The sequence below is a fragment of the Flavobacterium gillisiae genome, assembly GCF_900107635.1.
GTDB classification, from domain to species: domain Bacteria; phylum Bacteroidota; class Bacteroidia; order Flavobacteriales; family Flavobacteriaceae; genus Flavobacterium; species Flavobacterium gillisiae.
In genome coordinates this window covers 1-16,087 of record NZ_FNRD01000013.1, presented here as the reverse complement: position 1 = coordinate 16,087, position 16,087 = coordinate 1, and the positions used below count along the sequence as shown (strand labels likewise).

The window sequence follows — 16,087 nt, the reverse complement described above, 5'->3', positions numbered from 1 at the left end:
AAATTTGTGTATTAACAATTTTTTATAACCAACAATTAATAACTATTATTATGAACAAATCAGAATTAATCGATGCTATCGCTGCTGATGCAGGAATCACAAAAGCAGCTGCAAAATTAGCTTTAGAGTCATTTCTAGGAAATGTAAGTGGAACTTTGAACAAAGGCGGTAGAGTATCTCTAGTAGGTTTCGGATCATGGTCAGTTTCAGCAAGAGCAGCAAGAGATGGTAGAAATCCTCAAACAGGAAAAACTATTCAAATCGCAGCTAAGAACGTTGTAAAATTCAAAGCAGGTGCAGAATTAGAAGGTGCAGTAAACTAATTGTAAGTTTTAAAACCTATTATAATAAAAACCTTCCTGATGGGGGGTTTTTTTTTGTCTTTAAACGATTTTATTTGGTTTTTTCTCTTATTTATTCTTAAATTTATTAAAAAAATTACGGTATTATGATTTCAGAAAAATTAATAAAAGGACAACTACTTATAGCAGAGCCTTCTATAATTGGAGATCTATCATTTAATAGATCTGTAATTTTATTAGCAGACCACGATAAGGACGGATCAGTAGGTTTTATCATAAACAAACCACTGAAATACACGATCAATGATCTACTTCCAGAAATTAATGCCTCTTTTAAAATCTATAACGGAGGACCAGTTGAGCAAGACAACCTTTATTTTATCCACAATATCCCAGAATTGATACCAAATAGCATAGAAATATCTAATGGCATCTATTGGGGAGGAGATTTTGAGTCTACTAAGGCACTAATCAATAACGGAAAAATAAACAAAAATAATATTCGTTTCTTTTTAGGCTACACAGGATGGGAAGAGAATCAATTAGAGATGGAAATGATGTCAAACTCATGGATTATTGCTCCAAATAGTTATAAAAACAAAATCATCGGCAAGTCCTCAGCACATTTCTGGAAAGAACAAATATTAGAATTAGGAGGCGACTACATGATTTGGTCTAACGCTCCAGAAAACCCCTATTTAAATTAAGTCGCACTTACCACTTCATTTAATTTTTCCAATAATACTTTTGCCAAGACAACATCAAAGTCTTTCTTTCTGTATTTTGTTATAGGCTGTATTCCTTTTATCACGTTTGTAATAAACAACTCGTCTGCTTTTTGTAAATCAAAAGGGGAAATCACCTCTTCTACCACCTCTAAGTTGCCCACCTTTTTAGCGAATTCCAAAATCTGTTTTCTCATAACGCCATTTAAACAACCTTCAGAAACTGGCGGAGTAATCAATTTATTGCCCGTTAGCATAAAAATATTCCCTTGAATTGCTTCTACAACATTTTTACTATCGTTTAATAGTAAGCAGTTATCATATCCATTTTCACTAGCAAAAATACTTGCGGTAATATTTAGAATTCTATTTGTTGTTTTTATTGAAGAAAGCAATTGTTTAGTCACATAAAAATCTTTAAACAAATCTACTTCATATTTCTGCTGACTGAATGAATAGAGCTTTTCTTCTATTCCGATTGTATGAATCAAATAAGAGACTGTATTTATTTGTGGCAAATAATACCCGCCATCATTTCTAAAAACAGTAATTCTAGCACGCGAGGAGTTCGACAACGAATTATTAGCCGCTAAAGAGAGAATTTGCTCCTCAAGGTATTCCATAGTGAAATTCATCGGAATTTCCATTCTAACGACACGCATGGACGCCATTAACCTGAAATAATGGTCTTCTAAAAAAAGAATTTTAGAGTTTACGATTTTAACCGTTTCAAAAACGGCATCGCCATATAAAAAAGCACGATTCTGTGTCAATATATTACTATCCTGAGATACTATAGTTCCATTAAAATTAATCATAAAAAAAGCCCTAAATTTAGTTTAGGGCAAATGTAAGTTATAATATACAATTTTACTATACAGATCCAATTAGATGTTTTAAGTCTGATATTTGATTTTCCCACAACTGCGTTGCTTCATCAACTTCATCTTTTTCAGCAAAGTCAACTACCATTAACGAAACATCTTTGGTTAATTCATCAACTAAAATATGAAGTTCAAAAAAATACTCTGTATCCTTACCGTCACCGTCCACCCATTTAAACTTCACTTTTTCGCCTGATTTCTTTGAGGCAAGCCTAGCCTTCTCCTCTGAATCATTCCATATGAAAGTGAAAAACTCACCTCGAGAATTCACGTTATCTGCAAACCATTCCGACAATCCAGATGGAGTCGAAATATATTGATACAATAATTGAGGAGAAGAGTTTATGGGGAACTCTATTTCGTAACGTACTTTTAAATCCATGAGCTACATTTATATTTTTTTCGAATATATAGAATATAATGCCATAAAAAAAACGTTTTTAAAAATATTTTTTTTTCTTTGATTTTTGCTTGTTTGCTCTAAAATAATTTTTATATTTGCACCCGCGTTCAGGGATTGTTATTCTTTGAACATTTGGCGAGGTAGCTCAGTCGGTTAGAGCGCAGGATTCATAACCCTGAGGTCACGGGTTCAACTCCCGTCTTCGCTACGAACTTAAAGTTTTGAAAATCACGGATTAGTCTACACTAATCCGTTTTTTTATGTCAAAAATTTCTCTACTTTTACAAACAGTACACGCTAGAGTACACGATTTGCCAATGAAACCTCATTTTTCTCAACCTACAATATTTACTGGTGGTGTCGACGTAAGACAATGGAATAAGCTCTCTAAAAAAGAACAAGAGATTGCTCTTAGCAAAAGCTGGTATCTTTATTATTCCTGTAGAAACCCAAAAACTGGTTTTTTAGTTCGCCAACCAAATATTAAGAACGGAGTAAACAAATTAAAGACTGCTGCGGAACGTTTTAATTATCTCGAAAAACTTAAAATTGATCTTGTTTATTTATTAGAGAAAGGATTCAACCCTTACACTGAAAATGAAGATTTAGAAGCAAAAATATTCGGAAAATCGACAAATGAACAGTCAGAACCTATTCGATCTACAATTAGTATTGAAGAATCTATCCCAAAAAAAGAAAATGACGTTGCAGAAACGCAGGAAAATATACTATGTATTAGGGAAGCATTTGAATTTGGCTTGAAATTAAAAAAGAGTTCCATAGGTAAAACTTCTTATAGTGGATTACAAGGACGCATTAAACGTTTTCTAACTTGGATGGATGAAGACAATGGAGCATCGGCTAATTCTATCTCCACTTTATCTAAAAAATCAATCATCAACTACTTGAATTTTGTACTAATAAACTCTAGTGCACGTAATCGTAATAATACCAAAGCCGACTTAAGTTCATTAATCCAAACATTAGTAGATAATGAATTGATGAAGGAAAACTTCGTCTCGAGTATTAATACTTTGAAATCAGCTCCTGAGAGAAACAAGACCTACTCTGTAACGCAAGAAACAGACATATTGAGCTATCTAGAAGCCAATGACAAAATACTGCTTCTATTCATCCAATTTATCACTTATAATTTTCTACGCCCAGTAGAAGTTTGTAGACTACGAATTTCGGATTTAGATTTAGAAGGAAAGAAATTATTTGTCCGAGCTAAAAACAAAGCCGTTAAAGTAAAAATCATACCGCAGAAATTAATTGACCTACTTCCCGACTTATGTAATGCTAGACCAGACCATTTTCTCTTTACACCAACTGAAATTGGAGGTGAATGGGAAACCGAAGAGAATAACAGGAGAGATTACTTCTCTAAACGATTTAAAGAGGTCAAAGACCATTTTAATTTAGACAAGAATTACGGGCTGTATAGTTTCAGACACACTTCTATAACCAACTTGTATAAAGAGTTTTCTAGAACACTGACACCTTATGAAACAAAGAGTAGATTGATGCAAATAACAGGACATCAAACTATGGAAGCCTTAGAAAAATATTTAAGAGATATTGATGCTGCTTTACCTGAAGATTACTCTCATTTGTTGAATTAAACATTTGTAACAGCTTTGCAAAATGCATTGTAAAACAATATAGTAATTTCAATATTGATAAATGCCCCCTAATAAACAAACCTTTTAAATTGAGGAAAACCGTAAAAAAGATTCATTGCTAACTTCTAAATTTGTGCGTTAAACAAATATCCAAGTGAACTTATCTTACAATTGTAGATGTCGTTTTTTAGTGGTAGGTTTGATAAACAAAGAATTTTTCAATATAAGAATATGAATACACTACTTCTTGAACCTCGTAAAGCACTAAATAAAGCCTTTTTAAAAATTAAACCTAATCGTTCTGATATTGAGAATTTCAAAACCAATTTGATAAAAATTTTAGATGCTATTAACGAAGGTGAAGGTGAAGAGTTTCATAAAAACTTAGTGATTGATTTTCTAAAAAAAACTTATTACGATCCTAACTATTTTGTAAATACTAAAGGGAAAAATGATTTAGTTATACATAACGGTAAAGATGCCAAAACCAATGTAGGTGTTATTATAGAAGCAAAAAGCCTCACAAACAAGTCCGAAATGATTACCGTTGCTAACTTAAACGGTAAAGCATTACAGGAATTGGTTTTGTATTACATGAGAGAACGTATTACACATAAAAATACCGAATTAAAACACCTTGTAGTTACCAATATTTATGAGTGGTTTGTTTTTGACGCACAATTATTCAATAAGTTATTTGCCGAAGACAAATCCTTTACAAAGAAATTTATTGATTTTGAAGAAAAACGTTCGTCGGGACATAAAACTGATTATTTCTATAACGAAATTGCTAAACCCTTTATAGCTTCCATCGTTACCACAATCGAATTCACCCATTTTGACATACGCAAATATGACAAACCATTACGAAATGAAGATAAAGAAGACGACAGAAAACTTGTTGCTTTGTACAAATTACTTTCTCCTGAGCATTTACTCAAATTATCTTTTGCAAATGACAGTAATACATTAGACAAAAATTTTTACAGTGAGTTGTTGCACATTATTGGTTTAACCGAAGTAAAGCAAGGTGGAAAAAAACTAATAGAACGGCATAAAAAAGAAGATCGAAATTCAGGCTCGTTACTAGAGAATGCCATTATCCAATTGGACAGTCTAGATAAAATTTCGCGTTTGCAAAACCCTAAACAATATGGCGATACTAATGAGGAACGATTGTTTACAGTAGCTCTAGAACTAACTATTACTTGGGTAAATCGTATTTTGTTTTTAAAATTACTCGAAGCACAACTTATTACTTACCATAAGGGAGACAAGAGTTATTCTTTCCTTAATGCCAATTTAATTGCCGATTATGATAGTTTAAACAGTTTGTTTTTTCAAGTTTTGGCAAAGAAACCAAGTGAACGTAATGACCGAGTTACCGCTGATTTTGCAAAAGTTCCTTACTTGAATAGCTCGTTATTTGAACCTACAGATTTAGAACATGATACCTTATTTGTTTCTCAATTAGAAGATCATATTCCCTTAAAATTATTAAGCTCGACCGTAATTAAAAACGCAACAGGCAAGAAGGAAACAGGAACAAAAGATTCCTTGAACTATTTCTTCTCTTTCCTTGATGCTTATGATTTTGCAAGCGAAGGAAGTGAAGACATACAGGAAGACAATAAAACATTGATTAATGCTTCTGTTCTTGGATTAATCTTTGAAAAAATAAATGGCTACAAAGACGGTTCATTCTTTACTCCTAGTTTTATTACAATGTATATGTGTAAAGAAACGATTCGGAGAGCGGTAGTTCAAAAATTCAACGAAACCAAAAATTGGGATTGTAAAGATTTTGATTCCCTTTATGATAAAATTGAGGACAGAAAAGAAGCCAATACCATTATTAATAGCCTGAAAATATGTGATCCTGCTGTAGGTTCAGGACACTTTTTAGTGTCTGCCCTGAATGAAATTGTTGCTATTAAAAATGATTTACGGGTTTTGCAAGACCATAATGGCAACCGACTGAAAGAATATCATTTTGAAGTAGTCAATGATGAATTGATTGTTACTGACGAAGATGGAATACCATTTCAGTATAATCCAAAGAATAAAGAAAGCCAACGCATACAAGAAACTTTATTTAACGAAAAGCAAACCATTATCGAGAACTGTTTGTTTGGTGTGGATATCAACCCAAATTCCGTGAAAATTTGCCGTTTGCGATTGTGGATTGAATTATTGAAAAATGCTTATTACAAAACCGACAGCAATGAACTGGAAACCTTACCTAACATTGATATCAATATAAAATGTGGCAACTCCTTAATTTCTCGTTTTGGATTGGATGCCAATTTGAAAAAAGCATTGAAGCAAAGCAAATGGAATATTGAAAGCTACAAACTTGCGGTTTCAACCTATAGAAATGCCGAAAGCAAAGAGCAAAAAAAAGAAATGGAACGCTTGATTAGTGATATAAAAGGAAATTTTAGAAGCGAAATTGGCACAAACGACCCGAAGAAACTAAAACTCGAAAAGCTAAAAGGCGAACTCTTTAACCAAACCCAACAAACGGGACTTTTTGAGCGAAGCAAAAAAGAGCAAACCGATTGGAACAAAAAAGTAACTGTTCTCGCCACTGATATTAAAACTTTAGACATTGAAATTGAAGAAATAAGAAGCAATGCCATTTATGAAAATGCTTTTGAATGGCGGTTTGAATTTCCTGATGTATTGAATGATAATGGGGATTTTGAAGGATTTGATGTCGTGATTGGGAATCCGCCTTATGGGGTTAATTTCAGACAAGAAGAAAAATCATTCATTAAATCAAATTATTATTCAATGGAAGGTGATTTTGATTCATATATATATTTTTTTGAAAAATCATTTTCGCTTTTAAAATCAAATTCAAGATTAGCATTTATTGTTCCAAACAATTTATTAATTCAAAAGTTTGGAAAAAAAATTAGAGAACTTATACTAAAAGATTATAGTATTGAATTCATAATAGACTTAGGACTTGGAGCCTTTGAAGAAGCAGTTGTACCAACTGTAATTATTGTTCTTGTGAAGAAACAGAATACAAATCATTTAGTTAATTTTTTATTCAGACCAGATAATTTAAATCAAGATTACAAACAAATTAGCCAAGAATCATTTAAAGAAAATGAAAATTTATCATTTAATATTCAAATAAATGCTGATGAGAGAGCGATTATACAAAAAATTAAAAATTACTCATCACAATTAAATGAAATTTGCGAAGTAAAAATAGGGATAGAATGCACACCTAATTTCATTTCAGACAAACCAATTACTGAATTTAGCAAACCATTAGTTCGTGGTAGGAATTTCAATAAATATTCAATTCAATTTGAAAATGACCCTAAATACGTTGAATATAAAAGAGAATTATTACATCGAGCTAGAGAAGAAAGATTATTCATAGAACCAAGAAAAATTTTAATAAGACAAACAGGAGATCGTATAATTTCTACAATTGATGAAAATAAACTATATGCTTGGAAAAGTGTATTCGTTCTTTTGTCAAATGAAAATATTTTTCACCTAAATTATTTACTGGCTTTGATAAATTCTAAAATAATTAATTTTTTCTATCAAAAATTAGTTGGTGAGGCTGGACGTACATTTGCTCAAGTGAAAGGTGTAAACCTAGCACTGATACCTATAAAAAAAATATCTATTTCAAATCAACAACCCTTTATAGAAAGAGTCAATGAAATTCTTTTATTGAAATCCGAAAATCCACAAGCCGACACCAGCGATTTAGAGGCAGCAATCGACACAATGGTTTATGAGTTGTATGGTTTGAGTGAGGAAGAAATAAAAATTGTGGAGGGGAGTTAATAAATATGGAAAATCCAGAAGAAGAAATTAGAAAGGAAACTATTCGTCAAGAATGGATTGAGTATAGAAATGCAGTAACAGAAAACAAAAGCAAAAGTCAAGATGATTTCGAGAAATATATTAACATATTAGCTTCGGGAGGACTTGTTCTTTCATTAACTTTTTTTGAAAAAATAGTTCCATTAGATAAAGCAATCTATAAACCATTTGTAATAACAGGGATGTTTTTAATGGTTGTAACCTTACTTTCTAATCTTTATTCCCATCATAAATCAATCTTAGATTCTGATTCGACGATTAAAGAGATCGATAATGAAAAATTCGAAACAATTTTTAGGAATATTGAAGTAAGAAATAGGATAATCAACAGATTAAATAGAGTGTCAATTTGGTCACTAATTATTGGGATAGTATCATTAATAACATTTGTAACAATTAATATTTATAGTATGGATAATACAAACAAAGGTAACAGCCCGACTCCGCAGCAACCAAAACCTCAAACAGAAGAAAAAGGAAGAACAATTCCTCCTCCGCCACAGAACGGACCTACCTATAATCCGAAAAAATAAAACAAGATGGAAAAAAAAATAAATAGTCTCTTAAATGACGCATCAAAAAAAGTAGAAAATATAGAACATTTGGGCGCTAAAATTACCGCCGGAAGAGTTGTTCCTACACCATCAAACTCTTTGAAGCCAAAGATTATAGTTAAACCTAAAAACGATGAAGAAAAATAATTAAATGGTTTATGATTTCAGTAAGAAAGAGATAAAGATTATTGAACAAAACTATTATTTTATATGTATTTACAAAATATAAAACTCTGGAATTTTAGACGATTTGGTTCCGATGTAGAATTTGATATAGAAAACCCTAATTTAAATTTAAACTTTACAAAAGGTCTAAATGTGATTATTGGTGAAAATGATTCAGGAAAAACAGCAATAATAGATGCTATAAAACTTGCTCTTAAAACACATAGCTATGATTACATTAGGGTTGAGGATAAAGACTTTTTTAGCAATTCAAATCGTTTTAGAATTGAACTGCTTTTTAATGGATTAATTCCAGATGAAGCAAAAAATTTTACTGAATGGCTTGGATGGAATGGCATAGGAGAAAATGCGGAGCCATATTTGAAAATAAATTACGATGTAAAAAGACAAGGGGAAAAAATTTTACCAACTGATTTAAAGGCAGGTGCAGATGAAGATGGATATCAATTAACTGCAGAAGCTAGAGAATATCTTAAAGCAACGTATTTAAAACCGCTTAGGGATGCAGAAAACGAATTGATTGCAAAACGCAATTCAAGATTATCTCAAATTCTTTTGGGAGATTCAGCATTTAAAGGAAAAGAGAATGACCATGAACTTGTCATTATATTTGAAAACTTAAGTAAAGAAATTGATAAATATTTTAAAGGTCAATTTGAAGTTTCAACAAATAACAATGAAGGTGAAGAAGTGCTATTTTTACCACAAGAAGGAAAGATTATTAAGAATAAAATCGACGGATATATTAAAGACTTTTATAGTAATGAATATGAAACTGAATTTATTGCTTCATCAAATGATATAAAAAGTATTCTTGAAAAATTAACTTTATTCTTGAAAGACGAATTAAATCCTGGATTAGGAACGCTTAATAGGTTATTTATGGCCGCTGAATTACTTCACTTGAACAAATCAAATTGGAGTGGTTTAAGATTAGGTTTAGTAGAAGAATTGGAAGCGCACCTTCATCCACAAGCCCAAATGCAAGTTATAGAATCCCTTCAAAAACAAAATGCAATACAATTAATTCTCACTACACATAGCCCTAATTTAGCATCTAAATTAAAACTCGAAAACCTAATTATTTGCAATAATGGTAATGCTTTTCCAATGGGCGCAGACTATACAAAACTTAATCCAGCTGATTATAAGTTTTTGGAAAAATTTCTTGACACTACAAAGGCTAATTTATTTTTTGCAAAAGGAATTATTTTAGTTGAAGGATGGGCGGAAGAAATACTTATTCCAAGTATTTCAAAAAATATAGGTGTTAATTTAACTGAGAAAGGAATTTCAATTGTTAATGTTGGAAGTCTTGCATATAATAGATATGCAAATATTTTTCTTAGAAAGCAAGGTCCTTTTATGTCCATACCAATAGCTATTCTTACCGATTCCGATATTAGGGAATATCAGAAAGTATTAATTGCGGGTGAAGCAGTATATCAAAAGAGAGATTTAGCAACAATACAAGCAGAAACTGACCAGAAAATCATTGAGTTAAAAGCTAAATCAGAAAATAATGTACTATATTTTATTGCTCCCAATTGGACTTTAGAATATTCATTATTTAAATCAAATAGCTTAACAAGTACATTACAAATTAATGCTAAATCAATTCATACAGGAACAGATTGGGAAACTGATTTTGAAAAATCATTAGCTGAAAAACTGATTAATAAAGGGTTAAAAAAAACAGAAATTGCTTACAGAATTGCAAATGCAATTGATGAAGATTTAAAAAACTTTGAAGAGAAAAAAATAGATGCAAAAACAATAAATATTGCAACTAATGACGAAGAAGACAGTATTAATTATCTTGTAAAAGCTATAAACTATGTTACAGGAAATTAGTATTACTGATGACGACATTTTATATTCTGAAAAGATTCTTCTTCCGGAAGGAAAAACTTTTGACGATGAAAGAAAGGATTTTATTCGCAATCTTAACACCTTAGATTTACAAGCTGTGCCGGGAAGTGGTAAAACCACGGTTTTATTGGCAAAACTCTTAATACTAGAAAGAAAATTACCATTTGCTGATGGATCAGGAATACTTGTCTTATCGCACACAAACGCCGCAATTGATGAAATAAAATATAAAATACAAAAGCATTGCCCAAAATTATTTTCTTACCCAAATTTCATTGGTACAATTCAAAGTTTTGTTGATGATTTTTTAGCGATTCCTTTCTATACATCTAAATTTAAGAAGAAACCTATTAGAATCGATAGTGAGATTTTTGATGAAATAGCAGGTAGTTATTACAGAAATTTACCAAATTCAGGAGCTAAAAATTGGCTAAATCAACAGCACAACCCAGAAGACTTTTTTAAAAATTTAAGATTTGATGTAAACCTAAATTTAATAAAAGGAATGAACGGAGAAATTTGTCTAAGTCGTGAAAATAATTCCCAAACATATAAAACGTTCACTACAATTAAAACTAAGATATTAAAATCAGGGTTTCTACATTATGATGATGCATATTTTTTAGCTGAACTTTACTTAAAATATTTTCCTGATATAAAGAATATTTTACAAAAACGTTTTTCCAATGTTTATGTGGATGAAATGCAAGATATGGATACGCATCAATATGATTTATTAGAAAAGTTATTTTTTGATCAAGGAAATAGTCTTTCAATTTTTCAACGAATAGGCGATAAAAATCAAGCAATTTATAACTCTGTTAAAGCTAGTGAAATTTGGAGTGATAGATTAGAAATTTTAAGATTAAGTGGAAGTCAAAGACTAAGCAAGCCAATATCAGATATAGTGTGCAATTTTGCATTACATACCACTGATGAATTTGAAATTGTTGGATTGAATGACTGTGAAATAAAACCTCATATTTTAGTTTTTGATAATTCATCAATTGAAGACATTATTCCACATTTCACTCAACTATTGAGAACTTTTAAAGAAGATGGCAGTTTAATTGATTTTGATAAATACCCTACTAAAGTAATAGCGTGGAATACTGAATGGAAAACACAAGCTGATTTAGATAATATTACTAAACTAAGACTTGTGGATTATTTTAATGGCTTCAAAAAAGATAATCAAAAACCTAAACAAGATTACAATTGTCTAAAAAGCTATCTTTTATTTTATGATAAAAATAAACTGACATTAGAACCTATTCGTAAAAATATACTAAATGCTTTTTTAAAAATATTGCGTTTAGAAAATTTAAATAGTGAAGATGGGAGAACCTATACAAAGAAAAAATTAATAGATTTTATTAAGCAAAAAGACTTTACTTTTTATGAACAATTTAGTCTAAATATCTACAATTGGTCTATTGGTATAATAAAAGGAAAAACGAATGGTGTTTGGGATGAGATAAAAGAATTTGCTCCTACTTTTTCAAATATTTTCTCACCTACTCCTCTTTCAACCAGCTTGAATTTTATATCCGCAGATGTAGAAGATATTTTAATGGAAAATGTTGAAGAACCAGAAACTACAAACATTTATAAAGAGGCCGATTTAGAGATCGAGATAACAAGTGTACACGCTGTAAAAGGACAGACACACTGTGCAACATTATATTTAGAATCTTTTTTTGACAGGGGTTACGGGAATTATGAGTCTGAAAGGTTACGTAATCAATTTATAGGGACTCAAACAATTACCCAAACACTCGCAACAATACCAAACAGTCACGATAAAATAATTCAATCAACAAAAATGGCATATGTAGGTTTTTCAAGACCTACTAATTTTCTTTGTATTGCTATACATAAAGTTAGATTCAATAATCATTTATCAGGCATAGATAGGGATAAATGGGAGATAATTGAAATATAAATTACAATTTAAAAAGATGTCATAGCTAACAGTAATAAGCAAAAAAATCAATAATGGACAAAGAAAATTTCTATACACAACTTACACAAGAAGAAAAAATTATATTCAACAAATATAAATCAAATGAGAACTCATTCTGTTATAATCTAAACGACAATTTACGATCAAACACTTTGACTAATGAGCAATTAACTCAAACTAAAATTCTTGATAAAATTATATTAAAATATACCTATAATGATGAAATTGTTCTTCATAGAGCAACAATTGAGGAATTAATATTGCCTTTTTTAAATGATAATTTATATACCAATCCAGAATTTCTATCTACCGCAACCGATCTTGAAAGTATTGAAAGTCATTTTACCAATGTCAACAACCCAGTATATATTCAATTTCAATGTGTCCCGAACACCAATATGGCACCTTTGCAATCAAATCCACAATTCGGTGACTTGGAAAATGAAATGCTTTTGGGACGAAATTTCGATTATGAACTCATTGAAAATAGGATTACTAAAGACAGAATTGAAATAGATAGTATAATGGGGAGATTTTATGGTCAGAATGTGAATTCTTTGAGAATTATTATCGTAAAAACAGTAAACTAAATATTTACTACGACTAGCAAACGATTTAAATAAAAAATAAATAATGCAAAAATATTCAGTCAATCAACATTTAATAGAAACGCTTTTAACTTGGGTAAAATCAGGAGAAATCGCCATACCAGAAATACAAAGACCTTTTGTGTGGGACAGTTCAAAAGTAAGAGATTTAATGGACAGCTTATATCAAGGCTTTCCTATTGGCTACGTTATCGCTTGGCGAAATCCCAATGTCCGCTTGAAGGATGGCAGTATGAGCGAGGGTAAGAAAATTCTAATAGATGGTCAGCAAAGGGTTACCGCTTTGACAGCTGCAATTCTTGGTGAGTATGTTATTGATAAAACCTATAAAAGAGTAAAAATTAAAATTGCTTTCAATCCATTATTGGAAAAATTCGAAGTGCAAAATCCAGCTATTTTAAAAGATAACAGTTGGTTACCCAATATCTCAGAAGCTATTAATGGTGAAGTTAGTATTTTGAAATTAGTACGTCAATATTTAGCTCAAAATCCCGAAGCTGATGAAGATTTAGTTGAAAAATCATTTACCAATCTTATCAATATTCCAAAAAAACAAATTGGTATTATTGAACTGGCTCACGATTTAGATATTGAAACAGTAACGGAGATATTTATCCGGATCAACTCAAAAGGTGTTGTTTTAAGTCAGGCAGATTTTGCTATGAGTAAAATTGCTTCTAATACAGATTACAATGGGAATATCTTAAGAAAAGCAATTGATTACTTCTGTCATCTGGCGATCTCTCCAGACTTTTACAAACACATTGAAGACAACGACAAAGAATTTGCAAAAACGGAATTCTTTCAAAAAATGAAATGGTTAAAATCTGAAAGTGAAGACTTATACGATCCAAGTTATACTGATATGATTCGTGTTGCTTTTACTTCGCAATTTAACAGAGGTAAACTTTCAGATTTGGTCAGTTTGCTTTCAGGCAGGAACTTTGAAACCAGAACCTTTGAAGACGCAATAGCTGAACAATCCTTTGCAAAATTTAAAGTGGGTATTATGAATTTTATGAATGAAACCAATTTTAAACGATTCTTGATGATAATCAAGTCGGCAGGTTTTATCTCCCCAAAATTAATACGTTCACAAAATGCTTTAAACTTTGCTTACATTCTTTATTTGAAACTGAAAGAACTTAATGTAAATTCTGTTGCGATAGAAAGCTATGTGAGACGCTGGTTCGTGTATTCGGTATTAACAGGAAGGTATTCTGGTTCTGCTGAATCCTTTTTTGATTTTGACATTAAACAGATCAATAATAGACCGTTTGATGAATATTTGAAAGAAAAAGAAGAAGGAGAATTATCAGATGCTTTCTGGAATGCTTCATTACCACAAAGTCTTGATACTTCTGTAGCGAGTAGTCCTTATTTTAATGTTTTCCTAGCGTCGCAAGTAAAAGCAAACGATAAAGGTTTTCTATCTAAAGATGTTTTAGTTGGTGATCTAATTTCTTTGAGAGGTGATATTCATCACCTATTCCCAAAAGATTATTTAAGAAAAAATGGTCTAGAAAGAGGAAAATACAATCAAATTGCTAACTATGTTTATATGCAATCTGAAATTAATATTAAAGTTGGTAATAAACCTCCTAAAAATTACTTTGAATTAATCAATAAACAAATTGAAGACGATAACAAATTAGTAAGCGGAATTTCTAATCACACAGAACTTTTCGAAAATTTAAAATCAAATTGTATACCTGAGTCTATAATGAATATGGAAATCGAAGATTATCAAGATTTCTTGATTCAACGTAGAAAACTTATGGCTCAAAAAATTAAAAACTATTATTTTACTCTTTAACAATGGCAGAATTTCTTACAGGCAAAGCATTAGATGAAAAATTAACTGATATTATTTGGGAGGCAAAAAAAGAACTTATCATTCTTTCCCCTTTCATAAGGCTTGATGATTATTGCAAAAGCATATTTAAAAAATTAAAAAACAATCCTGAACTAGAAGTGATTATCGTTTTTGGTAAAAATGAAGGTGAAACTCAAAGAAGTTTAACTCCATCTGATTTAGAGATATTCAAAGAATTCAGCAATATTACTATTATTTATTGCAACAACTTACACGCAAAATATTATGCCAATGAAAGTGAAGCGCTTTTAACTTCACTTAATCTTTTAGGCAAATCTATGACAGGAAATGTCGAGTATGGAATCTGTTTTCAAAACTCTAAACTCAATTTAGACAAACTCTATACTGATTCTTACCAGTACACAAATAGCGTTATAACTGATAACCCATGTGTATTTGTGAAACTTCCAATATTCAAAAAAACAAATTTAGGATTATCGCGAAAATACGTTGAGTCAAGAATTTTATATGATATGACTGATGCATTATATAGGAACAGGGATTTTGAAAAAAAATATTTTAATGATTTTGACACAATAGAGTCTGACAATAAACCATCGAGAGAAGAGTTTGTTCCTGAGGAGAAAACTGTAGAAAAAAAACAATATTCTAGTTATACCCCTAAGAACAACTACAACAGAAGAAATCAACAGGCAGAATCAGGTTTTTGTATAAGAACAGGTGAACAAATACCATTTGACCCTAGACGTCCTTACTGTTATGAGGCTTATCAAACTTGGGCTATTTTTGAAAACTGGAATTACAGAGAGAACTATTGCCACAAAACAGGAAGAGAATCGAACGGAAGGACTTCAATGTCAAATCCTATCCTCTAACAGGAAAATTCAAAAACATTTTAAATGAAATATTTCGGCTATCTTGACTTTACAACATACCAGCAGTCAAATTTAACCCCAGATGATTTTTTTTTAGATTCGAAATTATTTACAATTAGTGAACCACGTACTATAATTAGCGGATTAAGAGATAGAAGGCCTCCACTAAGAAATTTTACACCTATACCTGAATTACGAGATGAATATTACGACTATATTATTGATTTGTATTCAGGCGGTATTGCATTGGAAAGATTTACTTTCTTTAAAGAGTTTAACGATGAAATTTATGGATGGATATCTCGGTTCGATTTGTGCCACTGATTTCGGTTAGACCGTGCCACCCATTTCGGTCAATTTGTGCCACTATTCCGGTTCGATTTGTGCCA

General features: G+C 31.0%; 13 protein-coding genes and 1 tRNA gene. 12 read left to right on the top strand and 2 right to left on the bottom strand.

Features of this window, described 5'->3' with window-relative positions:
* Nucleotides 1–50 precede the first annotated feature (50 nt).
* Complete coding sequence (locus BLV35_RS15695) at nt 51–323, top strand: HU family DNA-binding protein (RefSeq protein WP_091092421.1); 273 nt, start codon at nt 51–53, stop codon at nt 321–323.
* A gap of 125 nt (nt 324–448) precedes the next feature.
* On the top strand, nt 449–1,009 hold the full coding sequence (locus tag BLV35_RS15690) for a YqgE/AlgH family protein (RefSeq protein ID WP_091092418.1): 561 nt from the start codon (nt 449–451) through the stop codon (nt 1,007–1,009).
* Here BLV35_RS15690 and BLV35_RS15685 read toward each other — a convergent pair.
* Both BLV35_RS15685 and BLV35_RS15680 read right to left on the bottom strand, forming a co-directional pair.
* Nucleotides 1,006–1,845 (bottom strand): aminotransferase class IV, encoded by an 840-nt coding sequence (locus tag BLV35_RS15685; RefSeq protein WP_091092415.1) that lies wholly within the window; start codon nt 1,843–1,845, stop codon nt 1,006–1,008. The genes BLV35_RS15690 and BLV35_RS15685 overlap by 4 nt on opposite strands.
* Nucleotides 1,846–1,900: 55 nt before the next feature.
* Nucleotides 1,901–2,293, bottom strand: coding sequence for an START-like domain-containing protein (locus BLV35_RS15680; protein ID WP_091092413.1), 393 nt, complete (start codon nt 2,291–2,293; stop codon nt 1,901–1,903).
* 155 nt (nt 2,294–2,448) lie between these two features.
* Between BLV35_RS15680 and BLV35_RS15675 the strand changes: the two genes are divergently transcribed.
* The 10 genes from BLV35_RS15675 (at nt 2,449) to BLV35_RS15635 (ending at nt 15,698) form a co-directional block, all read left to right on the top strand.
* Nucleotides 2,449–2,522 (top strand) — tRNA-Met (locus BLV35_RS15675).
* A gap of 52 nt (nt 2,523–2,574) precedes the next feature.
* Nucleotides 2,575–3,939: a tyrosine-type recombinase/integrase gene (locus BLV35_RS15670; RefSeq protein ID WP_091092411.1), complete on the top strand. Its 1,365-nt coding sequence runs from the start codon at nt 2,575–2,577 to the stop codon at nt 3,937–3,939.
* A 231-nt stretch (nt 3,940–4,170) separates the two neighbouring features.
* Entirely contained in the window at nt 4,171–7,761 is a 3,591-nt protein-coding gene (locus BLV35_RS15665) for a DUF7149 domain-containing protein (RefSeq protein ID WP_091092409.1), read from the top strand.
* 5 nt (nt 7,762–7,766) lie between these two features.
* Nucleotides 7,767–8,333, top strand: coding sequence for a hypothetical protein (locus BLV35_RS15660; protein ID WP_091092406.1), 567 nt, complete (start codon nt 7,767–7,769; stop codon nt 8,331–8,333).
* 6 nt (nt 8,334–8,339) lie between these two features.
* A complete protein-coding gene (locus BLV35_RS19320; protein WP_176980636.1) occupies nt 8,340–8,501 on the top strand; it encodes a hypothetical protein in 162 nt (53 codons plus the stop codon).
* 63 nt (nt 8,502–8,564) lie between these two features.
* Nucleotides 8,565–10,394 (top strand): ATP-dependent nuclease, encoded by a 1,830-nt coding sequence (locus tag BLV35_RS15655; RefSeq protein WP_091092404.1) that lies wholly within the window; start codon nt 8,565–8,567, stop codon nt 10,392–10,394.
* Nucleotides 10,378–12,357, top strand: a complete 1,980-nt coding sequence (locus BLV35_RS15650) for a UvrD-helicase domain-containing protein (RefSeq protein ID WP_091092401.1) — start codon at nt 10,378–10,380, stop codon at nt 12,355–12,357. Before BLV35_RS15655 ends, BLV35_RS15650 begins: the two co-directional genes overlap by 17 nt.
* A gap of 53 nt (nt 12,358–12,410) precedes the next feature.
* A complete protein-coding gene (locus BLV35_RS15645) occupies nt 12,411–12,968 on the top strand; it encodes a hypothetical protein (protein ID WP_091092399.1) in 558 nt (185 codons plus the stop codon).
* A 43-nt stretch (nt 12,969–13,011) separates the two neighbouring features.
* The gene (locus BLV35_RS15640; RefSeq protein ID WP_091092397.1) at nt 13,012–14,802 is read left to right on the top strand and encodes a GmrSD restriction endonuclease domain-containing protein; all 1,791 of its coding nucleotides are present in this window, start codon (nt 13,012–13,014) and stop codon (nt 14,800–14,802) included.
* Between the two features lie 2 nt (nt 14,803–14,804).
* Nucleotides 14,805–15,698, top strand: coding sequence for a phospholipase D family protein (locus tag BLV35_RS15635; protein ID WP_091092394.1), 894 nt, complete (start codon nt 14,805–14,807; stop codon nt 15,696–15,698).
* Nucleotides 15,699–16,087 lie beyond the last annotated feature (389 nt).